This is a genomic window from Promicromonospora thailandica (assembly GCF_024171955.1).
GTDB classification, from domain to species: domain Bacteria; phylum Actinomycetota; class Actinomycetes; order Actinomycetales; family Cellulomonadaceae; genus Promicromonospora; species Promicromonospora thailandica.
Genome location: NZ_JAMTCS010000013.1, coordinates 75,829 through 99,540, shown reverse-complemented (window position 1 = coordinate 99,540; position 23,712 = coordinate 75,829). Strand labels below are relative to the sequence as shown.

26 protein-coding genes are annotated in these 23,712 nt (G+C 74.3%); 11 read left to right on the top strand and 15 right to left on the bottom strand.

What is annotated here, in order from left to right:
* Positions 1-63 precede the first annotated feature (63 nt).
* The 6 genes from APR03_RS20045 (at position 64) to rpmG (ending at position 2,248) form a co-directional block, all read left to right on the top strand.
* Complete coding sequence (locus APR03_RS20045) at positions 64-474, top strand: DUF6234 family protein (protein ID WP_253838647.1); 411 nt, start codon at positions 64-66, stop codon at positions 472-474.
* Positions 475-511: 37 nt separating this feature from the next.
* The gene (locus tag APR03_RS20040; RefSeq protein ID WP_253838645.1) at positions 512-1,027 is read left to right on the top strand and encodes a GNAT family N-acetyltransferase; all 516 of its coding nucleotides are present in this window, start codon (positions 512-514) and stop codon (positions 1,025-1,027) included.
* A 287-nt stretch (positions 1,028-1,314) separates the two neighbouring features.
* The gene (gene rpsN, locus APR03_RS20035; protein ID WP_253838642.1) at positions 1,315-1,620 is read left to right on the top strand and encodes a 30S ribosomal protein S14; all 306 of its coding nucleotides are present in this window, start codon (positions 1,315-1,317) and stop codon (positions 1,618-1,620) included.
* Positions 1,621-1,648: 28 nt separating this feature from the next.
* Positions 1,649-1,771 carry a type B 50S ribosomal protein L36 gene (ykgO, locus tag APR03_RS20030; RefSeq protein ID WP_253838635.1) on the top strand — a complete coding sequence of 41 codons (123 nt, stop codon included), beginning with the start codon at positions 1,649-1,651 and terminating at the stop codon, positions 1,769-1,771.
* Positions 1,772-1,787: 16 nt separating this feature from the next.
* Positions 1,788-2,081 carry a type B 50S ribosomal protein L31 gene (locus APR03_RS20025; RefSeq protein WP_253838633.1) on the top strand — a complete coding sequence of 98 codons (294 nt, stop codon included), beginning with the start codon at positions 1,788-1,790 and terminating at the stop codon, positions 2,079-2,081.
* Positions 2,081-2,248 carry a 50S ribosomal protein L33 gene (gene rpmG / locus APR03_RS20020; RefSeq protein WP_253838631.1) on the top strand — a complete coding sequence of 56 codons (168 nt, stop codon included), beginning with the start codon at positions 2,081-2,083 and terminating at the stop codon, positions 2,246-2,248. The genes APR03_RS20025 and rpmG overlap by 1 nt, the downstream gene beginning before the upstream one ends.
* 61 nt (positions 2,249-2,309) lie before the next feature.
* Here rpmG and APR03_RS20015 read toward each other — a convergent pair whose 3' ends face one another.
* From APR03_RS20015 to APR03_RS20005, 3 genes are all read right to left on the bottom strand, one after another.
* Positions 2,310-3,572, bottom strand: coding sequence for an ATP-grasp domain-containing protein (locus tag APR03_RS20015; protein ID WP_253838626.1), 1,263 nt, complete (start codon positions 3,570-3,572; stop codon positions 2,310-2,312).
* A gap of 259 nt (positions 3,573-3,831) precedes the next feature.
* On the bottom strand, positions 3,832-5,241 hold the full coding sequence (locus APR03_RS20010) for an MFS transporter (RefSeq protein WP_253838624.1): 1,410 nt from the start codon (positions 5,239-5,241) through the stop codon (positions 3,832-3,834).
* A gap of 101 nt (positions 5,242-5,342) precedes the next feature.
* Positions 5,343-6,248 (bottom strand): LysR family transcriptional regulator, encoded by a 906-nt coding sequence (locus APR03_RS20005; protein ID WP_253838622.1) that lies wholly within the window; start codon positions 6,246-6,248, stop codon positions 5,343-5,345.
* A gap of 82 nt (positions 6,249-6,330) precedes the next feature.
* Here APR03_RS20005 and APR03_RS20000 point away from each other — a divergent pair, with 82 nt between their 5' ends.
* Complete coding sequence (locus APR03_RS20000; RefSeq protein WP_253838620.1) at positions 6,331-7,611, top strand: MFS transporter; 1,281 nt, start codon at positions 6,331-6,333, stop codon at positions 7,609-7,611.
* Between the two features lie 82 nt (positions 7,612-7,693).
* On the opposite strand, the gene APR03_RS19995 is transcribed toward APR03_RS20000, so the two are convergent.
* From APR03_RS19995 to APR03_RS19985, 3 genes are all read right to left on the bottom strand, one after another.
* A complete protein-coding gene (locus APR03_RS19995; protein ID WP_253838618.1) occupies positions 7,694-8,206 on the bottom strand; it encodes an SRPBCC family protein in 513 nt (170 codons plus the stop codon).
* A 1-nt stretch (position 8,207) separates the two neighbouring features.
* Positions 8,208-8,576, bottom strand: a complete 369-nt coding sequence (locus tag APR03_RS19990) for an ArsR/SmtB family transcription factor (protein ID WP_253838612.1) — start codon at positions 8,574-8,576, stop codon at positions 8,208-8,210.
* Positions 8,577-8,763: 187 nt separating this feature from the next.
* Positions 8,764-9,795 carry a LacI family DNA-binding transcriptional regulator gene (locus APR03_RS19985; protein WP_253838610.1) on the bottom strand — a complete coding sequence of 344 codons (1,032 nt, stop codon included), beginning with the start codon at positions 9,793-9,795 and terminating at the stop codon, positions 8,764-8,766.
* Positions 9,796-10,164: 369 nt separating this feature from the next.
* Between APR03_RS19985 and APR03_RS19980 the strand changes: the two genes are divergently transcribed.
* The gene (locus APR03_RS19980) at positions 10,165-11,142 is read left to right on the top strand and encodes a ThuA domain-containing protein (protein ID WP_253838608.1); all 978 of its coding nucleotides are present in this window, start codon (positions 10,165-10,167) and stop codon (positions 11,140-11,142) included.
* Between the two features lie 63 nt (positions 11,143-11,205).
* Here APR03_RS19980 and APR03_RS19975 read toward each other — a convergent pair whose 3' ends face one another.
* Together APR03_RS19975 and APR03_RS19970 are read right to left on the bottom strand one after the other, a co-directional pair.
* Positions 11,206-11,994 carry an MBL fold metallo-hydrolase gene (locus APR03_RS19975; RefSeq protein WP_253838606.1) on the bottom strand — a complete coding sequence of 263 codons (789 nt, stop codon included), beginning with the start codon at positions 11,992-11,994 and terminating at the stop codon, positions 11,206-11,208.
* A gap of 38 nt (positions 11,995-12,032) precedes the next feature.
* On the bottom strand, positions 12,033-12,848 hold the full coding sequence (locus tag APR03_RS19970) for an alpha/beta fold hydrolase (protein ID WP_253838604.1): 816 nt from the start codon (positions 12,846-12,848) through the stop codon (positions 12,033-12,035).
* Between the two features lie 114 nt (positions 12,849-12,962).
* Here APR03_RS19970 and APR03_RS19965 point away from each other — a divergent pair, with 114 nt between their 5' ends.
* Positions 12,963-13,628 carry a GntR family transcriptional regulator gene (locus APR03_RS19965; protein WP_253838601.1) on the top strand — a complete coding sequence of 222 codons (666 nt, stop codon included), beginning with the start codon at positions 12,963-12,965 and terminating at the stop codon, positions 13,626-13,628.
* A gap of 46 nt (positions 13,629-13,674) precedes the next feature.
* On the opposite strand, the gene APR03_RS19960 is transcribed toward APR03_RS19965, so the two are convergent.
* Positions 13,675-14,142, bottom strand: a complete 468-nt coding sequence (locus APR03_RS19960) for a winged helix-turn-helix transcriptional regulator (RefSeq protein ID WP_253838599.1) — start codon at positions 14,140-14,142, stop codon at positions 13,675-13,677.
* Positions 14,143-14,246: 104 nt separating this feature from the next.
* Between APR03_RS19960 and APR03_RS19955 the strand changes: the two genes are divergently transcribed.
* Positions 14,247-14,951: an SDR family oxidoreductase gene (locus APR03_RS19955; RefSeq protein ID WP_253838597.1), complete on the top strand. Its 705-nt coding sequence runs from the start codon at positions 14,247-14,249 to the stop codon at positions 14,949-14,951.
* On the opposite strand, the gene APR03_RS19950 is transcribed toward APR03_RS19955, so the two are convergent.
* Both APR03_RS19950 and APR03_RS19945 read right to left on the bottom strand, forming a co-directional pair.
* Positions 14,927-16,072, bottom strand: coding sequence for a sensor histidine kinase (locus APR03_RS19950; protein WP_253838595.1), 1,146 nt, complete (start codon positions 16,070-16,072; stop codon positions 14,927-14,929). The genes APR03_RS19955 and APR03_RS19950 overlap by 25 nt on opposite strands.
* The gene (locus APR03_RS19945; protein WP_253838594.1) at positions 16,069-16,752 is read right to left on the bottom strand and encodes a response regulator transcription factor; all 684 of its coding nucleotides are present in this window, start codon (positions 16,750-16,752) and stop codon (positions 16,069-16,071) included. Before APR03_RS19945 ends, APR03_RS19950 begins: the two co-directional genes overlap by 4 nt.
* An 88-nt stretch (positions 16,753-16,840) precedes the next feature.
* On the opposite strand from APR03_RS19945, the gene APR03_RS19940 reads away from it, so the two are divergent.
* The gene (locus APR03_RS19940; RefSeq protein ID WP_253838592.1) at positions 16,841-17,485 is read left to right on the top strand and encodes a M15 family metallopeptidase; all 645 of its coding nucleotides are present in this window, start codon (positions 16,841-16,843) and stop codon (positions 17,483-17,485) included.
* Here APR03_RS19940 and APR03_RS19935 read toward each other — a convergent pair.
* From APR03_RS19935 to APR03_RS19920, 4 genes are read right to left on the bottom strand one after another with little or no spacing between them, the layout of a single operon-like run.
* Positions 17,482-20,844, bottom strand: coding sequence for an ATP-binding protein (locus APR03_RS19935; protein WP_253838591.1), 3,363 nt, complete (start codon positions 20,842-20,844; stop codon positions 17,482-17,484). The genes APR03_RS19940 and APR03_RS19935 overlap by 4 nt on opposite strands.
* The gene (locus tag APR03_RS19930; protein WP_253838590.1) at positions 20,841-21,530 is read right to left on the bottom strand and encodes a DUF4194 domain-containing protein; all 690 of its coding nucleotides are present in this window, start codon (positions 21,528-21,530) and stop codon (positions 20,841-20,843) included. Before APR03_RS19930 ends, APR03_RS19935 begins: the two co-directional genes overlap by 4 nt.
* Complete coding sequence (locus APR03_RS19925) at positions 21,523-23,043, bottom strand: DUF3375 domain-containing protein (protein WP_253838589.1); 1,521 nt, start codon at positions 23,041-23,043, stop codon at positions 21,523-21,525. The genes APR03_RS19930 and APR03_RS19925 overlap by 8 nt, the downstream gene beginning before the upstream one ends.
* 54 nt (positions 23,044-23,097) lie before the next feature.
* Positions 23,098-23,697: a TetR/AcrR family transcriptional regulator gene (locus APR03_RS19920; RefSeq protein ID WP_253838588.1), complete on the bottom strand. Its 600-nt coding sequence runs from the start codon at positions 23,695-23,697 to the stop codon at positions 23,098-23,100.
* Positions 23,698-23,712: the final 15 nt, after the last annotated feature.

Here is a 23,712-nt window from a genome sequence, read left to right as displayed (position 1 = left end):
CGCCGCACGAATTCCCGGCGCGTACGATCCGGGCCACGACGACTGCCGACGACAGGAGTGCGCATGCCGACCGACCGGGACGACAAGCGGGCAGCGGATCGCCCCGGTGTCGCGGGTGAGGCGCTCGGCTCGCTGTTCGCCGCGCTGATCGGCCCGCTGGTGCTGCTCGTCAACCTCTGGAGCGCCTACGGGTTCCTGACCTCTACCGACCCCCGGCCGGAGCACACTGCGACCTACCTCGTCGTCTCGGCCCTCATGGTGGCCGGCGTCGCGTGGACGTTCCACTCCGCCCGGCGACGGGACGCACGCGGCTTCGCCTACGTCTGGCACACCCTGGTGGCGGTGTTCGCGCTGGTCGCCGTGACGGTGCTCGCCGTGCCGCACGTCGACCTGGGCACCGTCAGGGAACCGCCGCCCACGGAGCGGTACGTCGACGACGATCCGTGCTACTCCGGCGGCGACCCCTGCGGCTGACCGAACCCCTGCCGCACCGATCCGCTACGTTGTCCGCGTGCCCGACCTCCTCATCGCCCCGCGCCACACGGCCCACCTGGACCGCGCGGTCGAGGCCCTCCGGCTGGTCCACGAGCACGACCGCTATCCCCTCACCTGGCCCGACGACCCGCACGCCTGGCTCACCCCCGAGGGCACCCTCGGCGCCTGGGTGGCGCTGGCGGACGGCGTCCTCGTCGGCCACGTGATGCTCGTCGACGGCAAGCTGGTCGAGCACGCCGACCGTCTCGCCGAGGCCGCCGGGGTCTCCCTGACGGGACTGGCCGGCATCAGCCGCCTGTTCGTCACGCCCGCGGCGCGCGGCACCGGCGTCGCCGCCGCGCTCCTCGAACGTGTCGAGGACGCCCCGACGCGCCGCGGCCGTCGCCTCGCGCTCGACGTGGTGGACGACGGCGGCCCCGCCGTCCGCCTCTACGAACGCCTCGGGTGGGCACGGGTCACGTCGGGCCCGGCCAGCTGGACCACCCCGTCGGGCACCCGCCCGACGTCGGCGGCCTACCTCTGCCCCCGCTGACCCGACCCTCACCGCCCGCCCCACCGACTGACATCTGGTGGCCCCACGGCGCCACCACTCCCGCGTGCCCCCGTGCCGCACCGAACCCTCAACCTGAAGTTGAACCTGAGCCCTCCCCCGTCCCAACCCTCAGGCAGCACTTGAGACCGGGATGATTCCGCGGCCGCCGCCCGTTCCAGGAGTGGAGGGAACGAACCCTGGAACCATCTCCACCAGCGCGGAATACATGAGAACCGTTCTCAGTTGTAGATCCATGTAGCGCGTGACGAGACACCAGGAGAGGTTCCATGGCCAAGAAGTCGAAGATCGCGGCGGACGCCCGACGGCGTGAGCTGGTGGCCCGGTACGCCGAGCGCCGCGCCGAGCTGCGCCGCACGCTGCGGAACCTGGACCTGCCGGACGTCGACCGCATGGCCGCCGTCCGCGAGCTCGCCCGACAGCCCCGCGACGCGAGCGCCACCCGGGTGCGCAACCGCGACGTCGTCGACGGACGGCCCCGCGCCTACTCGCGGAAGTTCGGCCTGTCGCGCATCCGCCTGCGCGAGATGGCCCACCGGGGCGAGCTGCCCGGCGTCACCACGTCCAGCTGGTGACGCGCGACCCGAGAAGAAGGAGCGACTCATGAAGGTTCGCGCATCACTGCGGTCCCTGAAGGACAAGCTCGGCGCGAAGGTCGTGCGCCGCCGCGGAAAGACGTTCGTCATCAACCGGCTCAACCCGCGCTGGAAGGCGCGCCAGGGCTGAGCGGAAGGAGCACACCATGAAGAACATCCACCCCACCTACGGCCCGGTCGTCTTCCGGGACACGAGTGCCGGCTTCACGTTCCTGACCCGCTCGACGCTCGCGGGTGACACCGACGCCGGCCCCGGCCGCCCTCGGGCGAGCATCGAGTGGTCCGACGGCAACACCTACCCGGTGGTGGACGTCGAGATCAGCAGCGCCAGCCACCCGTTCTGGACCGGTTCGGCCCGCGTGGTCGACACCGCCGGCCGGGTCGAGAAGTTCCGGCAGCGCTACGCCAAGCACACCAGCGACAACAAGGGTGGTCACTGATGGCCGCACGTACCGACCTGCGTCCCGTGATCAAGCTCCGCTCGACGGCGGGCACCGGGTTCACCTACGTGACCCGCAAGAACCGGCGCAACGATCCTGACCGGCTCGTACTGCGCAAGTTCGACCCCGTCATCCGCAAGCACGTCGACTTCCGCGAGGAACGCTGACCCGCTGACGAACGCCCCGACGCCCATGGCGCCGGGGCGTTCGCATGTCCGGGCGCGGCCGTCAGGCCACCGGGTCCACCCGCACCTCGAGCCCGGCGACGAGCTCGTCGGCCCAGTCCTTGGCCGCGTGCCCGGTCGGGTCCGCGACCAGCACGTGCCCGATACGTTCGTTGTTGTCGCCCGGCCGCACCGCGCGGCCGGGCGACGGCGTCTCGTGGCCGAGCACGCGGTCGTCGTCCCTCAGGCGCTCCGCACCCCGCACCTCCCGCACGACGCCGTCCGCCGGGGGCAGCAGGAACCTGACCGCGGCGCTCGTGGCGACCGACGGACCGGGCGCCGGCTCGCGGCCGAGCGCCAGGTCCACCAGCACCCGCAGCGGGTTGTAGCCGGTGACGAGGCGGACCAGCTCGAAGATGTACCCGCCGCCCTGGCGCGGGTTGAGCTCGATGAGCCGCGGGCCTGCCGCGGTGAGCCGCACCTCGGTGTGGCTGATGCCGTGCGTCAGGCCGACGGCGGCGAGCGCCGCGACGACGTGCCGCTCGATCGCGTCCCGCTGCTCGGGCGGGAGCGGGGCCGGGAACAGGTGCCCCGACTCGACGAACCCCGTCCCCGCCTCGACGCCGGGCTCTGCCACCGACTTCGCGGTGATGCCCAGCACCCGTGTGACGCCGTCGCGGGTCACGGTCTCGACGCTGTACTCCGGACCGTCCAGGACCCGTTCGAGCAGCACGAGCCGTTCCAGCGGCTGGTCGCGGGTGTTGCGCTCGGGTCCGGTGATCTCGGCGACGGCGAGCGCCAGCCCCGCCTCGTCGGTCACGCGGCGTACGCCGGTGCCGGAGTTCATGTCGACGGGTTTGACCACGAGGGGGTAGCCGAGACCCGCGGCCTCCTTGCGGGCCTGCGCCTCGTCGGCCGCGACGGCGAACGGGACGTCGGGCACGCCGGCGGCCGCGAGCGCCCGGCGCACCAGGTGCTTGCGGGTGGCGGTGCGCAGGGCGGCGGCGGATGCCCCGGGCAGGCCCAGCCCCTCGGCGACGCGCGCGACGGCGGGCAGGTAGTAGTCGCAGGTGGTGAGCACGCCGTCGACGGGGTGCCGCGTCGCGACCTGGTCGACGGCGGCGAGCAGGGCGTCGTCGTCGTTGGTCTCGGCGACGACCACCTCGGCGGCCAGCGCGAGGACGGGGTGGGGCGCGCCGTCGGGCAGCCGGTACAGGTCGGGGTCGCGGGTGACGAGCACGTAGCGGTGACCGGAGTCGCGCAGGAGGGTCGGCAGGGCGAGGCCGGTCGACTGGAGCCAGCTCTCGATCATCAGGAGGGTCGCCACGTCAGCACGCCCCGCGCGCTGAGCCGCGAACGAGAGTCGTTCTCAACATGGCGCACAGCCTGCCACGCCGGGGCGGCGGCGTCCTGCCGAGAGGCGCACGCGGCGCGGCTCGCTCCCGTCGGTTGCGCTGAGCAGACGTTGCGCTCACAGACGTTGCACTGAGTAGACACCGTCGACGCTCAGCAACACCCGCGCGCGAGAGGGTCGCCCCGCCGGACCCACCGGGCGCGCATCTCGCCGCGCCCGGCACTCGCCCGCGCTACAGCACGCCGTCCGGCAGCGAGGTGTGCTCGTGGGCGGGAGGTGTGGGCCGCGGGATCAGCAGCGCCAGCACGGTGCACACGACCGAGGCGAGCAGGCCCAGCAGCAGGGCGGTGCGGAAGGCGTCGTCGGACGGGACGGGCACGCCGTCCAGCTCCGCGCCGCCCGCGGCGAGCACCCCGCCCACGACGGCGGCGGCCGACGTCGTGCCCAGGGACCGCATGAGGGTGTTGAGCCCGTTCGCGGCCCCGGTCTCGTGCGCGGGGACCACCCGCATGATGAGGGCGGGCATCGCCGCGAACCCCAGCCCGATGCCGACGCCGACCACGACGTTGACCACGAGCACGCTCCACACGTCGAGGTCGACCACCACGGCGATCACGTAGGAGACCGCGATGACGGCCGCGCCGGCGGCGAGCAGCGGCTTGGGGCCGATGCGGTGCTCGAGCCGCCCGGCCACGGGCGACATCGCGAGCATCACCAGGCCGGACGGCATGAGCACGAGGCTCGCCTGCATCAGGCTCAGGCCCAGGCCGCCGGCCGCCGTCGGCAGCTCCAGGAGCTGGGGGAAGACGACGTTCGACGCGAACAGGGCGAAGCCCATGGCGATCGAGGCGAGGTTGGTGAACAGCACCGTGCCGCGTGCCGTGACCCGCAGGTCGACCAGGGGCTCCGGCACGCGCAGCTCGTACCAGCCCCATACGAGGAGCACGGCGGCGCCGCCGAGCAGCAGCCCGAGCGTGCGGGGCGAGCCCCAGCCCCAGTCGTTGCCGCGCGAGACCGCCAGCAGCACCCCGGTCAGGCCGACGGCAAGGCCGGTCACGCCGACGACGTCGAGCCGCCCGCCCGTGCGCAGCGTGCTCACGGGCACCACCCACGCGACCAGCGCCAGCGCGAGCAGCCCGATGCCCGCGGCGACCCAGAAGACCACGTGCCAGTCGTAGCGTTCGGTGACGAATGCGCTGATGGGCAGGCCGAGCGCGCCGCCGACGCCGAGCGTGGCGCTGACCAGCGCGATGCCCGAGCCGAGGCGGTCGCGGTGGAGCACGTCGCGCAGGATCGAGATGCCGAGCGGTACGACGCCCATGCCCATGCCCTGCAGGCCCCGGCCGACGATGAGCAGCACCACCGACGGCGACAGCGCCGCGACCACCGAACCCAGCGCCAGCAGGCCGAGCAGCGCGAGCGCGACCGTCTTCTTGCCGTACATGTCGCCCAGCCGCCCGGAGATGGGCGTGCAGATCGCCGCCACCAGGAGCGTCACCGTGATGACCCACGCCGTGACGTCGCGCGACGTCCCGAGCAGCACCGGCAGCTCGGACTGGATCGGCAGCAGGATCGTCTGCATGAACGACGCGCCCATGCCGGCGAACGCGAGCACCGCGATCACCAGGTTCGGGCTCGGCATGCGGGTGAGCCGGGAACGGTCGGCAGGGGGAAAGCGGAACCTCATGGGGCAGGCACGATCCTTCGCGAGGGGGTTACCTGCACCTTACATAGTTGCCCGCGCTAACGGCTTCGGGTGCCCGCGCGGCCGTGCGGGGCGCCGCGCTCGAGCCGGTCGGCGAGCGCGGCCGCGGCGGCCGACAGCGGGCGGCTCGCCGAGTGGGCGAGCCGGACGCTCCAGGTGAGTGCCGGCTCGACGTCGAGCGCGACGATCTCCGGGTCCGGCGACACCGCGGACGCCGGCACGAACATCACCCCCAGGCCCTCGCGCACCAGCGCCTGGCCCAGCACGAAGTCGGTCGCCTCCGTGTGCACGTCGCGCCGCAGGCCCGCGGCGGCGAACGCCTGGTCGACGACGGCGCGGTTGCCCCACCCGACGGGCGACTCGACGAACGGCTCGTCGGCGAGCTGCGCGAGCCGGACGGTGCCGGTGCCGGCCAGCGGGTGGGTCCGGTGGCACACGAACCGGATCGGCTCGCTGTCCAGCGTGCGCAGCACGAGCCCGGGGGCCGTCTCCGACACCGTCGAGGCGAGCGCCAGGTCGAGGTCGCCGCGGCGCACCGCCTCCAGGCTCCCCCGCGACCCGGTCCCCGTCTGCCGCGCGTGCACGACGACGCCGGGGTGCGCCCGCCGGAAGTCGGCCAGCAGGGCCGCGACGTCGAAGCGGGCCAGGTGGTTCATCATGCCGAGGCTCACGGTGCCGACGATCTGGCCGCGCGTCGCAGCCACCGCCGCCCGGGCCGCGTCGATGGCGGCGAGCACGTCCCGCGCCCGGGGCAGCAGCGCCTCGCCCTCCGGGGTCAGCGCGATGCGCCGTCCGCGCACGAACAGCACGCACCCGAGCTCACGCTCGAGCTGTTTGACGGCCGCCGACGCCGCGGACTGCACCACCCGGGCCCGCTGGGCGCCGGCGGTGAAGCTGCCCGTCTCGGCGATCGCCACGAAGTACTGGAGCTGGTGCGGCTGCATCGTCTCAGTATCGCCGATCGCGATAATCGGGTTCGCCAGGATTCGTTGGACTTGATGACCCGGCAGGCGCACGATCGTAGGCGTGACACCCTCCACCACCGTTCGACCGTCCGGCCTCCCGGACCAGCCAGAGACCGGGACGCTCGCCCGACGCCGGCCCCGGCACCACGCCCGCGGCTTCTGGATCGTGGCCGCCCTCTTCGCCGTCACGATGGCCTTCGCGGGCGCGCCCGCGCCGCTGTACGTCCTCTACCAGGAACGCGAGGGGTTCGGCCCGCTGGCCGTCACCCTGGTGTTCGCCGCGTACGCGGTCGGCGTCGCCGCGGCCCTGTTCCTGGCGGGGCACCTGTCGGACCGCTTCGGCCGCCTGCGCCTCATCGCACCCGCCGTGCTGCTCAACGTGCTCGCGGGCCTCGTCTTCGTCACGTCGACCGATCTCGGCCCGCTGCTCGTCGCGCGCGTCCTCTCCGGCCTCGGCATCGGGCTGCTCACCGCGACCGCCACCGCGCACCTCACCGAGCTGCTCGCGGCCGGGCGCGCGGCCGCCGGCAGGCCGCCGAGCCGGCACGCCGAGACCATCTCGACCGCGGCGAACCTCGGCGGCATCGGGGCGGGCCCGCTCGTGGCGGGCATCCTGGCCGACATCGCACCCGCTCCCCTGCACACCCCCTACCTCGTGTTCCTGTTCGCCCTGGTGCTCGGCCTGCTGCTCGTGGCGTTCGTGCCCGAGACCGTCGAGGCCGTCGACGAGCCGTGGCACTACCGGCCGCAGCGCGTCACGGTGCCCGCCGAGTCGCGCGGCCGGTACGCGGGCGCCCTCGTGGCGGCGTTCGTCAGCTTCGCGATGTTCGGGCTGTTCACCTCGCTCGCGCCGTCCTTCCTGGCGCACGACCTGCACGTCACGTCGCACGGCGTGGCCGGGGCCGTGACGTTCACGGTGTTCGGCGCGGCCGGCCTGGCCCAGATCGTCACGGGCCGGCGCGGTGTGCGGACGCAGCACGTGCTCGGGGTGTCCCTCCTGACCGCGGGGCTCGTCCTCATCGTCGGCGCGATGCTCGCCGCGGTCTTCCCCCTGCTCGTGATCGGGGGCGTCGTCACCGGCGCGGGCGCGGGCACCCTGTTCAAGTCCGGGGTCGGCACCGTGGTCTCCGTCGCGGCGGGCGGCTCGCGCGCCGAGGCCCTGGCCGGCCTGTTCCTCGCCGCCTACGCCGGCATGTCGCTGCCGGTGGTGCTGCTCGGGATCCTGCTGCGGACCGTGCCGGCCGGCACCGCCGTGCTCGCCTTCGGCGTGCTCATGCTCGTGCTGCTCGCGGCTGCGTCGGTCCTCCTGGGCACGGGGCGGCGGGGCGCGCAGACGGCCTGACCCTGCATGACCTGACCCGGCATCCGACGGCGGGCGGCGCGCGGCACCGGCCGCGCGCCGCCCGCAGTGGCCGGAGCGCGTGTCACGCCGGCGCCTGCTCCCCCGCGAGCTCCACGGCGAGCTCCTCCACCAGGTCGTAGCCCTCCTGCATCCCGCCCTCCATGCCGGTGGCGATGATCATGTCGCGCACCTCCTTGCTCGACACGACGGTGCGGACCGTGAGCGTGGTGCGGCCGTCGTGCTCGGCGAACGTGTAGTGGTTGAGGCTGGGGTCCGAGTCGCCGTCGGGCATCCCCTCGAAGACCTCCGTGTGCGTCATCCGCGCGGGTGCCTCGATCTCGCGGTACTCGCCGTGGAAGGCGACGTCGAAGCCGTCGGTCGTCGTCATGACGTAGCGCCACGTGCCGCCCACCCGCAGGTCCACGCTCGCCTCGGTCACGGTGCCGCGCTGCCCGGCCCACCAGCGCCGGATCAGCTCGGGCTCGGTGAACACGCGCCACACGAGGTCGCGCGGTGCGTTGAACTCCCGGGTCACCAGGATCTCGGTGTCGGACGGCAGCGTCAGGACGGCGCTGCCCTTGGTCGTCGTGGTCATCTCAGTCTCCTTCTGGCGTGGTCGGCCCGGGGGGTTCGGCCCCGGTGTCGGTGAGCTCGTCCAGCACGGCGTCGACCAGGTCGAACCGCTCGTTCCAGAGGTGCTCGTAGCGGGAGACCCAGTCGTGCACCGCCCGCAGCGGCGCGCCGTTGACCCGGTAGAGCCGGCGGCGCCCGTCGTCGCGCACGTCCACCAGCCCCACCTCCCGCAGGACCCGCAGGTGCTTGGACACCTGTGGCTGGGCGAGGCCGAGCAGCTCGACGAGGTCACCCACCGCCAGCTCGCCGCCGGCCAGGGCGTCGAGGATCTCGCGACGCCGCGGCTCGGCGACCGCGTTGAACGCGTCGGTGGTGGTCGCTGCTCGTGCCATGGACCAAACATATACCCATAACGGCATGCGTCAACCCCTGCGACACCTCTGCAGTCCCCTTCGAGACCGAGGTTGCTTCGCTTTGCGGGCCCGCAAAGCGAAGCAACCTCGGTCTCGAAGAGGAGGAGGGCGGCCGGGACCGCGCAGGGGGGTGCGGCAGCAGGGCGGGGTGCGGCGGTCTGGGGGTTCAGCGGGCCCGGGACGTCGACGCCCGGACCATCAGGCGCTGCGCCGCCGGACGGCGCCTCGGGCGGGTCGCCCGGGGCAGCAGCGCGAGCTCCAGGGCCTGGCGCCCCATCTCCTTCATCGGCAGGTGCACGGTCGTCAGGGCGGGCGACAGGTGTCCCGCGACGGTGACGTCGTCGAAGCCGGTGACCGAGACGTCGTCGGGCACGGAGATGCCCCGCTCCCGGAGCACCGACAGGACGCCGACCGCCATGTCGTCGTTGAGCGCCAGCACGGCCGTCACGTCCGGGTGCTCGTCGAGGATGCGCCGGGCGGCCTCCTTGCCGCCCTCCAGCGTGAACTCGGCCTCGACCACGGGCAGGTCGGCGAGCCGCAGCCCGTGGGCCTCGAGCGCCCGGGAGACGCCGGTCAGGCGGTCCGCCATCGTGGCCAGCCGGCGCGACCCGGCGGCGACGGCGATGCGCCGGTGCCCGAGCCCGAGCAGGTGCTCCGCGATCGCGCGGCCCCCCTCGACGTTGGCCGGCACCACGGCGTCGACACCGAGCTGCGGGTGCCGGCCGATGACGGCGACCCGTCCGCCGGCCGCCTCGAAGGCGTGCACCTCGACCTTCATCCGGGCCTGGACGTCCCGGTCGAGGTGCCCCGACCCCGCGACGACGATGATCCCCACGCGGGCGTTGACCAGCGCCCGCAGCTGGGCCACCTCCGCGTAGGGGTCACGACCGGTGTGGCAGATCTGCACCATGCGGTCGTGCGCCCCGGCGACCTCCAGCACCCCGCTGGCGATCTCGGCGAAGTAGGGGTCGCCGATCTCGTGCACCACGAGGCCGACACCGGGGCTCGCGCCGCTCGCCAGGGAGCGCGCGTGCACGTTGGCGACGTACCCGAGGTCTGCTGCGACGGCGCGTACCCGCTCGGCCAGCACCTCCGAGACCCCGGCGGACCCCGACAGGGCGCGGGACGCGGTGGCGATGGACACGCCCGCCCGCTCGGCGACGTCGACCAGGCGTAGCCCGGCGGTGTGCTTCCGCATCTGATCTCCTCGCCGTCGGCTCGTGCACGGGCAGCTCGTACGGGTGATACGCACTCCCACAATCCTTGTCACCCAGCGTCCCAGTTCCTAGAGTGCCGTAAGCGGTTACGGAAGCGCTTGCCACGACGAGGTGGCCCCACGAGGGAGTGGACCATGACAGCAGCCCGACGCACGACCGTAGCGGCACCCGCCGCGGCCTCGGTTCTGTCCCTGTCCGCCTGCCCGCCGAACCCGGGTACGAAGGGCCCCGACACGGGTGGTGGCCGGCGAGCGCTGGACCGCTGAGTGCGGGGTATCCGCCCCTTCCCACCCCACGAAAGGGCGAATGTCCAGCACTCAGCGAGGCAGAACTGTGCAGAGGAGAACGCGATGTCGCTTCGATCCGTGCTCGGGAAGTCGCTCGGCAGCGCCGGACAGGGGGTGCTCGGCCTCGCGATCCTGGCCGCGCTGCTCGCCGGGCTCGGTGCGACCTCGTCGTCCGGGGGTCGCCCGGAACCGTACCGGGACAAGGTGGCGGACTACGGCGTCTGCCGCGGCACCGACCCGGCCTGCTACAACGACTGGGACCTGCCCCGCGAGGACGACGGCCGGGTGCGCGTGCTCGTGCTCACCGCGACCGGCGTCTCGCGGCACGCCCACCTCGGGCCGCTGCTGCCGCCGGGCCTGAACCCGCCGCTCACCGCGGAGCACGTGGCGCAGAACGCCGTGGTCCGCTGGGGCCAGGAGCACGGCTTCGAGGTGGACTGGACCGAGGACGTGCGCCAGCTCGACTCCCCCGGCCGGCTCGCGCCGTACGACGCCGTCGTCTTCCTCAGCACCTCCCGCACCATGCTCGACGACGCGGCGCAGACCACGCTGCTGCAGTACGTCCGCTCGGGCGGCGGGTTCGTGGCGATCCACAACACGCTGGGCGCGATGTACCACTGGCCGTGGTTCCAGGGCCTGCTCGGCGGCACGCACTTCTACGACCACGGCCCGCACCGCGACGGGCAGGTGGTCACGGTGGACCGGCGCGACGTCTCGACGCGGGACCTGCCGCGCCGGTGGGACTTCCGCGACGAGTGGTACCACCTCGAGCCGTTCCCGACGGACGTGCGGTTCCTCGCCGAGGTGGACACCCGCACGACCGGCTCGGGCGCCGGGTTCAACGGTCACCCCGGGCACCCGGGCGAGCACCCGGTGTCGTGGTGCCAGTACTACGACGGCGGCCGCGCGTGGGTCACGTCACTCGGCCACGACCCGGAGGCCTGGACCGAGGACTCGACGCTGCCGGGCGCCGGCTCGTTCGAGCGGCACGTGGTCGGCGGCATCCTCGGTGCCGCCGGTGCGCGGCCGTTCTGCCGCTAGCCCGCACTCCGCACTGACGACGACATCCGGGAGGCACCCGGTCCCGGTAGACGGGCCGGCGCGTCAGTGGCCGGCGAGGTCCAGGAGGTCCGAGAGGCCCGCCGCCGTGAAGGCCGCGATCACGTCCTCGCGGCCCTCGCTGAAGTGGGCCCAGCCGTCGTAGTGGGCGGGGACCACCCGGCGGGCGCCGAGGATCCGCGCGGCCTCGACGGCCTGGACGCTGGTCAGGACGATCGCCGCGCCGTCGAGCACGACGGGCAGGCGCGGAGCGCCCACGTGCAGCACGGCGGTGTCGACCGGGCCGAACCGGTCGGCCACCGCCGTCACCAGGTCGAGCGACGCGTTGTCCCCGCTGACGTACACGGTGGGCAGGCCGTCGCCCGTGAGCACGAAGCCGACCACCTGGCCGAGCCCGGCCTCGATGAGGTCGCGCGGGCCGGGGCCGTGCACGGCGGGCACCCCGGTGACCGTGACCTGCCCGCCGTCCGGCCGGCCGAGCTCGACCGTCTCCCAGTCGGTGAGGCCGCGCGCCGCGCCGCCGAGCCGCTGCGCGCCGGCCGGTGTCGTGAGCGTCAGCGGTACGTCGGTCAGCAGGGCGCGGCCCGCGACGTCGAGGTTGTCGGGGTGCTCGTCGTGGGACAGCAGCACGACGTCGACGGGCAGGACGTCGGCCGGGCCCAGGTCGGACGGTGCCGTCTTGACCAGCACCGGGCGCCCCGGCGAGGGGTACTCGCCGGGTGCGTCGAACGTCGGGTCGGTGAGGAGGCACAGGCCGCCGTACTCGAGGACCGCCGTCGGGCCGCCCAGCACACGGACGGGGACGTGGCCGGAAGCGGAGCTGGTCGCGAACATGAGGTTCTCCCTGGGTGTGTCGGGCGGGGACGGTCGGGTCAGCGGGCCGTGGCGCGGGCGGCCGTGTCGATGATGCCGGACACGGCGTGCGGCCGGGACACCGCGACCGCGTGCGAGGCCTTGATCTCGACGCTGTGCGAGCCCGCGCGGTCGGACATGAAGCGCATCGAGCGCAGCGGGATGGTCAGGTCCTGCGTGGTGATCAGCGACCAGCTCGGGATGGTCTTCCAGGCAGCCTGCGTGGCGGTGTCGGCGAGCGCGGACTCCGCGATCGGGCGCTGCGTGGCGGCCATCAGGTCGGTGGTGCGGCGTGGCACGTCGGCGGCGAACACGCGGCGGAACTGTGCGGGCTGGACGTAGAGGTCGGTGCCGGTGCCGCCGTCCGCGGTGGGGAACGGCCGCTGGTCGAGTGCCGCGCCGAGCTGCCCACCGGGGAACTTCCCGGCCAGCTCCGCGGTGCTCTCGCCCACGTCGAGCTGGAAGCTCGCGATGTAGACGAGCGCCTTGACGTCGGGGTCGCCCGCGGCGGCCTCGCTCAGCACCGACCCGCCGTAGGAGTGGCCCGCGAGCACGATCGGGCCGTCGATGGTGTCGAGCACGCTGCGCAGGTAGGCCGCGTCGCTGTGCAGTCCGCGCAGCGGGTTGGCCGGGGCGATGACCGGGTAGCCCTTGCGCTGCAGGTCGGGGAGCACGCCGTTCCAGCTCGAGGAGTCGGCGAAGGCGCCGTGGACCAGCACGACGGTGGGCTTCTCGGGCCCGGTGGGCTTCCCGCCGGCGAGGGCCGGGGCGGTGCCGACGGCGAAGGCCGCGGCCAGCGCGACGCCCGCGGCGAGGAGGGAGCGCTTGAGGTTCATGACGGGTTCCTTGTCTCTCGTTCTACGGTCGCGCGACCAGTATGCAATATATCGCGCACGCGGTAGAAGCGACAGCGGCTTGCGTATATTCCCGTGGAGAGCGCAATATATTGCATGCCCATCCCACAGAACGCCCCGGCGATCGACCGGCGCCTGCTCCGGGACGACGTCTACCACCGGCTCCGCGACGCCATCGTCGACGGCACCCTCGCCCCCGGCGAGCAGCTGCGCGACATCGACCTGGCCGGCTGGCTCGGCGTCAGCCGCACCCCGGTCCGCGAGGCCCTGCTCCGCCTCGCCGAGGCCGGGCTCGTCGCGGCACAGCCGGGCCGCTCCACCACCGTGAGCTCCCTGTCCGAGCGCGCCGTGCACGAGGCCCGCGACGTGGTCGCGGCGATGCAGCAGCTCGCGGTGCGCGAGTCGGTCGGCAACCTCACCCCGGACGACCTCGACGCGATGCGCCAGGCGAACACCCGGTTCCGCGCGGCGGTCGACGCGGGCGACATCGAGGCGGCGCTCCTGGCCGACGACGAGCTGCACGACGTCTGCGTCCGGGTCGCCTCCAACCGGGCGCTGGCCGCCGTGCTGGACCAGTACACCCCCGTGCTGCGCCGCGCCGAGCGGCTCCGGTTCTCCTCGGTGGCCGGCGCCGCGTCCGCGGACCGCCACGACGACCTCATCGCGGCGCTCGCGGACCGCGACGGCGATCGCGCCGCGCAGATCGCCGCGACGGTGTGGACGACGCTACCGACCACGCCCCCGGACGCCCCGCAGGACTGACCGCCACCCGGGCCGGGCACCGCACGGCGCGCCGCCCGGCCCGGGATCACGCCGCGACCGGCGCCCCCGGGCCCGCCACGACGGTGACGTCGTCCACGCCGAGCTCCCGCCCGTCGTCGGCCAGGAACGCCAGGCGCACGGGCTTGCTCGTCTCCTTGTCGACGTACACGATCGACGGCCCGAACCCCGACGGGCGGTGCTCGTCGCCCCACGCGACGAAGGCGGCCAGCACCGGCTGGAGCTCCATGCCCATCGGGGTGAGCACGTACTCGTCGCGCTGCCGCTGCCCCGCGTCCCGGTAGGGCCGGCGCTCCAGCACCCCGCCCTCGACCAGGGTCTCCAGCCGCGCGGCGAGCACGTCGGGCGCGACACCGAGCCGCGCGCGGAAGTCGGCGAACCGGGTGACGCCGAGCACCGCCTCGCGCACCACGAGCAGCGACCACTTCTCCCCCAGCACCTGCAGGCTGCGTGCGATCGAGCACCGGTCGTTGCGTTCGCGCGGGGTCACGTCCATACCGCCAGCCTAACGCGCTGGGTTGTGTTTTCCAATCGAGATGCTACGTTGGAGTTTCCAACTCAGCGGTGCCTGCCGGCGCCCGCCAGAAAGCGAGTACATCCATGACCGACCTCCGCAACGCCGTCGTCCTGGTCACGGGTGCGAACGGCGGCCTCGGCCGCGGATTCGTGGCCGAGGCCCTCCTGAGGGGCGCGACGAAGGTCTACGCCAGCGCCCGTACCCCCCGTGCGTGGGACGACGAGCGCGTCGTGCCCCTGACCCTGGACATCACCTCGCCCGAGTCGGTCGCCGCGGCCGCGGAGCAGGCCCCGGACGTGACGGTGCTCATCAACAACGCGGGCATCAGCGCGCCGCGCCTGCCGGTGCTGCGTACCCCGCTCGACGACATCCGCAGGGTCTTCGAGACCAACGTGTACGGCCAGGTCGCCGTCGTGCAGGCGTTCGCGCCCGTGCTGGGCCGCAACGGGGGTGGCGCGATCGTCGACGTGCACTCCTCGCTCAGCTGGCTGGCCATGGGCACCTACTCCGCCACCAAGGCCGCCTTCTGGTCGTTCACCAACGCGCTGCGCCTCGAGCTGCTCGGCCAGGGCACGCACGTGGTCGGCGCGCACCTCGGGTACACGGACACGCCGATGACCGCGGCGCTCGACGTGCCGAAGGAGGACCCGCGCGACATGGTGGCGGCCATCCTCGACGGCCTGGAGGCCGGGGACCACGAGGTGCTCGCCGACGAGGCGAGCCGCGAGGTCAAGGAGGCCCTGTCGGCGCCCCTGACCGCGCTCTACCCGGCGCTCGCCTCCCGCTGAGCCGCCGCCGGGAACGTGACCGTGACGCGCAGGCCGCCGCCCGGCCGGGCCCGCAGCGCGAGGTCCGCGTCGTGGGCCCGGGCGACCGCGGCGACGATCGCGAGGCCCAGCCCGCTCCCGGGCACCCGGCCCTGACGGCGCGTCCGGTCCGCCGCCCGGACGAACGGCTCCACCAGCGTGTCCACCGCCTGCGTGTCCAGCGGCTCCCCCGTGCTCTCGACGACCAGGGCCGACCGTCCCTGGTCGTCGGGTCCCGTGGTCAGCCAGACGGTGCCGCCCGCGCGCAGGTTGTGCCGTACGGCGTTGCCCACCAGGTTGCCGGCGAGCTGCTCGAGCAGCGCGCGGTCGCCGCGCACGGGCGCCGCACCGAGCACCGGGACGATCCGTGGGGCGCCCGGGGCCGCGGTGTCCGGCACGGCCGCGAGCGCGGCACGGGCCACGTCGGCGAGGTCGGCCGGTTCCGCGAGCAGGTCACCGCGCCCGCCGCGCGAGTGGTCGAGCCGGGCGAGGCGGAGCAGCGACTCCACGATCCCGATCGACCGCTCGTTCGTCTCGTGCAGCCGCTCCAGCAGGCGGTCCACGTCCCGCCCGGCCGGGTCGGCCTGCGCCACCTCGATCAGCGCCTTCATCACGGTGTTCGGCGTCCGCAGCTCGTGCGACGCGTTGGCGGTGAACCGTCGCTGGTTCTCGAACGCACGCTCCAGGCGGGCGAGCATGAGGTCGAAGGTGTCGGCGAGCCGGCGCAGCTCGTCGTCGGGCCCGTCCAGGGCGATGCGGTGGGTGAGCGAACCACCGGCGGCCAGCGCCGCCGCCTCGCCGATACGGTCCAGCGGCCGCAGCATGCGGCCGGCCAGGACCCAGCCGCCCGCGAGACCCACCAGAGCCAGGAAGCCGACGGCGGCCGCCGAGATCGGCACCGCGACGTCGAGCAGGTCGGAGCGGTCGGGCGCGAAGCCGCCGCCGCGCATGACGGTGAGGTTCTCGTCGGGCACGTACCGCAGCACGAGCAGGAGGCCCGCGAACATGACCGTGCCGGCCACGACGAGGAAGCCGGCGTAGCTGAGCGTCAGCCGCATCCGCACCGACAGCCCGCGCCGGCGGGCGGTCCCGGCGGGCGTCATGCCCCGGGTCCGTCGTCGGGCCCCGCGCCGAACCGGTAGCCGACGCCGGGCACCGTGTGGATGAGCCACGGGTCGCCGAGCCGCTTGCGCAGCGTGGAGATGGTGATGCGCACGGCGTTGGTGAACGGGTCGGCGTTCTCGTCCCAGGCGCGGTGGAGCAGCTCCTCGGCGCTGACCACGCCGCCGCCGGCCCGCACGAGCACCTCCAGGACGGCGAACTGCTTGCGCGTCAGCGCGACGTAGCGGTCGTCGCGGTAGACCTCGCGGCGGTAGGGGTCGAGCCGGACCGGCCCGACCTGGAGCACCGGCGGCGCGGTCGCCTCCGGCCGGCGCGCCAGGGCACGCAGCCGGAGCACGAGCTCGCGCATCGCGAACGGCTTGGTGAGGTAGTCGTCGGCGCCCAGCTCGAACCCGGTCACCTTGTCGGTGAGCCCGCCGGCGGCGGTCAGCATCAGGATGCGGACGCCGGGGTGCCCGGCCACCACGCGGCGCGCCACCTCGTCGCCGTGCACCACCGGGACGTCCCGGTCGAGCACCACCACGTCGTAGGCGGTGGTGGCCACGAGGTCCAGGGCCGCGCCGCCGTCGGGCGCGACGTCGGCGGCCATCGCCTCCAGCCGCAGCCCGTCGCGGATCGCCTCCGCGAGGTACGGCTCGTCCTCCACCACCAGCACGCGCATGCCTCCACACGCTACCGGCGCGCGCATATCGCGGGCGTATCGAGAACCGGAGACGCTCTCGCAACAGGGCGCACGCTGGGCTGGGCGCATGACGACCGACGAACGCACCCCGCTCTCCCCCGCCCCGCCCGCCCGCCGGACGCCGGTGGCCCTGGTCGCCGCGGCCGCCGTGCTGCTCGCGGTCTTCGGCGCGTACCCCCTGCTCGACCGAGCCGGCTCCCCCGTGGTGGAGGTCGTCGAGGACCTGACGGGCACCGGCCCGTCGGGGCCCACCGGTGTGGCCGGGGGCGCCGTGCCGGACGGCGGGGCGACCCTGGACGACGACCTGCCCGCGATCACCGGGCTGGACCCCGACCTGGCCGCGACCGTCCGCCGGGCCGCCGACGACGCCGCGGCGGCCGGCGTGGACCTCTGGGTCACCAGCGGCTGGCGCAGCCCCGCGTTCCAGCAGCGGCTCCTGGACGACGCCGTGCGCCGGACCGGCAGCCTCGAGGAGGCGCGCCGCACCGTGAGCACCCCCGAGCTGTCCCGGCACGTCACGGGCGAGGCCGTGGACATCGGGCCCACCGAGGGCGCCTACTGGATGCTGGAGCACGGCACTGACCACGGCCTGTGCCAGGTGTACGCCAACGAGGTGTGGCACTTCGAGCTGCGGACCGCCCCGGGCGGCTCGTGCCCGGACCTGCTGGAGGACAGCTCGCCGGGGGCGGCCACGGTGGGGCGGGGCCGCTAGGGACGGTCGGCCACCCCGGCTACCGCCTTGGTGCGCGAGCGTCCCGAGTCGTCCTTGAGCACCACGTACTTGAGGTCCACGTGCGGTTCCAGGGCGCTGTACTTGTCGTTCGGCGCGCCGATGACGAGCTGGAACCCCAGCCCGCGCCACGCGCCGACGGCGCGGCCGGTGAACCGGGCGTCCGCCTTGATGAGGGCCTCGTCCAGGAACACGGGCGCGTACCGCGGCCGCTCGGCCCCGGCGTCGCCGAGCTGGTAGCGCAGCGCGGCACCGACGATGAACGCGACCAGCTCCTGCGACTCGCCGCCGGACTTCTCCCCGATGCCGTCGTAGTGGGCCACGTGGTTGCCGTCGAGGTCCACCTTCTCGGCGCTGAGCCGCACGTGGCGCCGGACGTCCACGAGGTCGGCGAAGTCCGGTGCGGTGCGCCGGATCCGGTCGACGAGGCGCGCCGTGCGCAGGTAGCGCCGCTCCCGTTCCGCGTCGGTGGCCTCCTGGCCGAGGGTCTCGCGCAGGGCGCGCAGCTCCTTGCGGAAGGCACCGACGACGGCCGACTGGTTGTCGCGCGCGTCGATCCGCAGCCGGTGCCCGTCGTCGGCGAACGGCAGGTCCGCCAGGATCTCGTTGACCGGGCCGATCCGCTCCTTGATCTCCCGCACCGCGCCCGCCAGGGCGCTGTGCAGGTCGGCCAGGTCGTTGCCCGACAGCCGCAGCAGGCTGTTGCGCCACTCGGCCTCCAGCTCGTGCAGGCCGTTCGCCTCCAGGTCGGTCAGGATCCTGTCGTAGTCGGCGAAGGACTCGTCCGGGTCGGTGCCCAGGTTCGGGTCCTGCCAGCGCTCCTTGAACGTCTCGAACGTGCGGCGCAGCGCCTCCCGGGACCCGTCGAGCGCGGCGCGGGCGGCCTCGCGGTCAGCCTTGAGCCGTTCGGCGGCCTGCCGCAGCGCGCCGTCGAACGCCGCGAGCGCGGCCGCGGCGGCCTCCGGGTCGTGCGCCTGGGGCGGGTCGGCGGTGCCGAAGAGCGCGTCGAGGTACGTGCGCTCGTCCGGGCCGACGGCGACCTCGGCCGCCTCGGCGTCGTCGAGAGCCCGCTGCGCCTCGTCCACCTCGTCGGTGACGGCGGTCCAGCGTTCCTCCAGCGACTCGGCCTGCGCCGTCGTCTTGCCGAGCTCCTGGTTGAGGTCGTCGATCAGCGTCCCGAGCCGGGCCGACTGCTCCCGCAGGTGCGTGATCTCGGGATTGCCGGCCGTGACCTCCTGGATCACGTCGGCCCAGCGGGCGCGCTCGGCCTCCACGGCGGCCACGTCGACCTGGTCCCAGGTCAGCGCGCTGACCGTGCGGTACGCCTCGAGCTCGTCGTCGTGCCGGTTGAGCCGGGCCTCGGCGTCCGCGACGCGCTGCTCCACCTCGGCGAGGCGCTGCCGGGCGCGGGCGATCCGGTCGTCCAGGTCGGCCAGGACGAGGCCGTTGGTGAACCCGAGCACGTTGGACCGCAGGCTGCCGCCGTGCGCGCCCCGGCGCCCCTCGGACTGCTGCCCGGCGCGGGTCAGCGCCATCTTGTGCTGGCCGAGCTGCCCGGGGGTGTCGACGCAGACGTAGGCGAAACGCTGCGCCAGCTCGTGCCTGAGCCATCCGGCGAACGGCCCGCCGCGCACGTCGAGGCGTCCGGGCAGGGTCCGCGAGTCCACGCCGACGTCGTCGCGCATGCCGGTGGGCACGCCCTCGAACCGCACCCGGGTGGTCGTGGGCACACCGTCGATCGCCTTGCGGAACGCCTGGACGTGGGCGGTGTCGATGAGCATCTTCGTGGCGAACCCGCCGAGCGCGAGGTTGAACGCCCCGCGCCACGGCTCGAACTCGGTGCGCACCTCCAGCAGCTCGCCCACGAACGGCAGGTCCTCCGGCGTGAGCCCGGCGGCCTCCGCGAGGACGGCGCGCGCCCGGTGCAGGTGGTCGGGGATGTTGCCGCGCCGCGCGGCGGCCGCCGACCGTTCGGCCTCCAGCTCCGCGAGGTCCGCCCGCGCGGTGTTGCGCACCGACATCGCATCGCCGAACGCATCCCGCGCGGCGCGCTTCGCGCCGGCGTCGGCCGTCGCCGCGCGGGCCCGGGCCGCGACCGCGGCGAACTCGGCCTCCGTGGCGGCGGGCACGCCCAGCACGCCGAGCGCCGTGTCCAGCCGGCCCCGGGCGCGCCCGACCTCGGCGAGCCGCGCGTCGACGCCCTTCAGCTCGCGCTGCGCGGTGGCCAGCCGGTCGCCGCCCGACGCCCGCAGGGTCTCCTGCGCGCCGTCGAGCTCCGACTTGGCCGCGGCGATCCGGGCCCGCGTCTCCTCCGCGCGGGCCAGCGCGTCCCGGTGCCCCGCCTGCACGTCGCGCTCGACGGCCCGCAGCAGGTCCAGGCGCCGCTCGTGCCGCCACAGCGCGGCGGGCGACGCCGCGTCGGCGAACGACCCGACCCGCTCGATGACGCGCAGGCGCTCCACGGCGCCGCCCAGCGCGGCGTGGTGGGCCCGGATGCCGGACAGCGCGTTGACCTGCTGGCGCGCGGTGATCATCTGCTCGCGCGTGCCGGCGAGCTCGTCGAAGTGCTCGACCACCTCGTCGGCCGTGGCGAGCGTGTCGGGCTCCTCCAGGACCATCGCCTTGTAGAGGGCGTCCACGGTGGTGATCTGCTGGCCGGCCTGGATGCGGCCCAGCAGCGCCACGGCCTTGTTGCCGTCGCCGGACGCGCCGATGCCCAGCGTGGAGTGCAGCCGCGCCGTGAGCTCGCGGTCGGTGTCGAAGGGCGTGAGCCCGGCGTCGACCACGGCCGGGCGGGCCAGGCGGCGGGCCGCCGCGGACTCCAGGTCGCGCAGGTCGAACGGGCCGTCGCACGTGGCCCGCAGCGCGACCACCTCCTCGAGCGTGCGCGCCGCGGCCGGCACGTACCAGGCACGCACGGCGGTGAACTCCGCACCCGCCTGGTCCGCCCAGGTCATCGCGATCGCCGACCACGTGTCCCGGCCGTCGCCGCGCAGCACGCGCTGGCGGGTGCCGTCGTCGGTGCGCGACTCGTCGATCTTGCCGCGGGCGTAGGACAGGATGTTGCGCTGGTCCTTGCCCCGCGGCCGCCCCACGACGCTGCCGTTGGACGCGCCGTTGAACGGCGTGGTGTGCGGCATGAGCAGCGCGATGTAGGCGTCCATCAGGGTGGACTTGCCCGAGCCGGAACCACCGGACAGCAGCGTCGCGGTGGGCGCCAGCCGCACGCGGTGGTAGCCGTCGTAGCCGCCCCAGTTGACGAGCTGGAGGTCGCGGGCCACCCACTGCCGGCCCGTGGACGCGGCCGGGATCATCCCGAACAGGGTGTCGATCATGGTCATCGGGCGGCCTCCTCGCCGGACGCGGCGGTGCGGTCACGCAGCCAGGACCGCAGCTCGACGAGCCGCTCGTTGCTGAGCACGATCTCGACCAGCGGCGTGACCCGGTACCGGCCCTCGGACTCCTCCTCGACGACGCCGTCCTTCTCCAGCCGCCGCACCGCGTTGCGGATCTCCGTCTGCCGGGTGGCCAGGCTCTTGTCGTCGGGGTCGAAGAACGTCAGCACGGTCTGCTCGACCTCCTCCACGTCCACGCGCGCCGAGGTCTCCCCGGCGCCCCGCTCCCGCTGGAACACGGTGCGCAGGTGCACGAGCACCAGGGTCTCGGCACGGCTGTACGGGTCGTCCTTGAGCAGGATGGGCACGTCGAGCTCGGCCGAGCGCACCTGCCTCTTGTAGGCGATGCCCCGATCGTGGTCGACCACGAGCCGGACGTACAGGTCGTGCAGGCGTGACTCGATGACCTGCTGGTTCTCCAGCAGCGTGCGCCACTGGGCCCGGTTGCGCTCCGCCACCAGGAACCGGCGCTGCAGCAGCCGCACCAGCACCCGACGCACGGGCGCGTCCAGCGTGCCCGTGTCCCCGGGGAACTGTCCCGGGTCGTCCTCCTCCATCGGTACGGGCTCGACGAACCCGTCCACGGGCCCGGACGCCGGCACCGGCGCCTCCTCGACTGCGGTCTCACTCATGGTCCGTCCCGTCCTTCTCGTGCCTGCCGTGCGTCCGTACCGTGACACCCTCGAACGCGAACCGTCTGCGCGACCCGTCGGGCCGGACCGCCTCGACGAGCGCCACCCGGCCGGTCTCCTCCATGCCGTCCCGGTGCGCGATCTCCAGCAGCCCGAGCAGGTCCACCGGCCGCCTGATCCGCTCCGGCGCCGCGCCGAACGCCGCCGCCAGGTCGGCCTCGCCCGACGGGCCCGCGTACGCCGCCAGGTGCTCCCGCAGCTCGGCGTAGTGGGGTCCGCCCCACTCGCGAGCCACGCCGTCCGGCTCGGTGTCCCCGTCGTCGTCCCCGTCGTCCCATGCCTCCAGCGGGGCGGGCGGCTCCGGGTCGCGCAGCGTGCTCGTGGTCTGCCGCAGGTGCGCGACCTCCGCGACCGGCAGCCGGCGCACCGGGTCCACGTCCTGCCCGCGCCTCGTGGTCGGCACCCAGGCCTGCAGGCCGACCATCACCTCGCGCAGCAGCTCGTCCACCTGCCGGTCGCGCAGCGGGTCGTGGTTGCGCACCTGGGTCGCGATGACGTGGGACGCCTGCCGCTGGGCCTTGATCACCTCGGCGACGCCCTGCTCGATGCGGCGCGCGACGTCGCGCAGCTCGGCACGCTGCTGCCGCGGCAGCCGGCTCGTGAAGCGGTGCCGCAGCACGACGTCGAGCTGGTCGGAGAGCTCGTCGATGCGCTGCGGGTCGCCGATGAGCCGCAGCGCGCCCGAGAACGCGCGCCCCTCCGGGGTCGACTCCATGACCTGCTGGCCGCGCTCCAGGTACTCGCGCAGCACGTCGCCCGACGGCCGCTCGTCCTGCCGCAGCGCGGTCACGACGTCGCGCTGCATGGCCCGGAGGGACTCGGCCACGCGCGCGAAGTCGGCGGGCAGCTCGCGCACGAGGTGCAGCACGTTCTCGGCCTCCTCCAGCAGCACGTCGTCGCCCACCTCCTCGACCGTGCCGGTGCGCTGGAGCCGCGCGAGCTCGTCCTGCAGCCGCCGGACCTGCGCGTCCAGGCGCGACATCCGCACCAGCACGTCCGGGTCCGCGTCCTGCGCGAGTTGCTCCACGGCGTCCAGCAGCGTCCGCACCCGCGACTGCGAGATCCGCGCCCGCGCGCCCCCGGCCCGCCCCGCCACCTCGAGCGCGCCGACGGCGTGCGCCGAGAGCTGGTACACCTCCACGTCGCCGTCGACGATCTGCCGCTTCAGCCAGCCGACGTCGGCCCACTGGCGGCACAGCTCGCGCGCGGTGCCCAGCGGGATCGCCCGCGTGCCGTCGGCGTGGTGCTCGTAGCCGCGCGCGCGGAGCTGGTCCAGCGCGTCACCGATCTCGGTGTGCGCCTCGGCCACCGGCACCGTGGGCCGCTCGGGCGTGAACACGAGGGACAGCAGCGACACGACCAGCGGCGCGTACCTGCGGTGCAGCAGGTCGAGCATCGGCTCCTGGAAGGCGCGGAGCGCACCGAGGTAAGCACCCTCTGCACGTGTAGTCATCGCCGGTCAGGGTACGTCGAGCCGCCGACATCCACGGACCGGCGCCGGCCCGGCTCAGCCCGCCGCGCCGGCGGGCAGCAGCTGGTCGGCGAGCGAGCGCGCCGTCGCCTCGAGCGTGCGCACGTCCATGCCGGTGCGCCCCAGGTAGGTGACGCCCTGCTGCGCGGCGAGCAGCGCCCGCGCGGTGCCCACGGGGTCGGCCGACGCCGGCACGTCACCCTCGTCCTGCGCCCGGGCGACGGCCTGCGCCAGCACCGCCGTCGTGTCGTCGTACGCCTTCCGGGCCGCGGCGGCGACGACCGGGTCGGCCGACGCCAGCTCGGCCGTGGTGTTGGCGAGCAGGCAGCCGCGCCGGGCGGACGCCCCGTCGTCGTCGCCGACGGGCGCCAGCACGAAGGCCCGCAGGGCGTCGACGGCGCGCGGCGCGGACTCCACGGAGCGGCGCAGCCCGCGGTCGATCGCCGCGACGTACCCGCGCAGCGCGCGCAGGAAGAGCTCGTGCTTGTCCCCGAAGGCCGCGTACAGGCTGCCCTTGCCCAGGCCGCTCACCCGCATCAGGTCCTGCAGCGACGTGCCCGCGTAGCCCGCGTCCCAGAACTGGTCGCGGACCGCGCGCAGCACCTCGTCCTCGTCGAACTGTCTCGGTCGCGCCATGGCGCCAGGCTACGG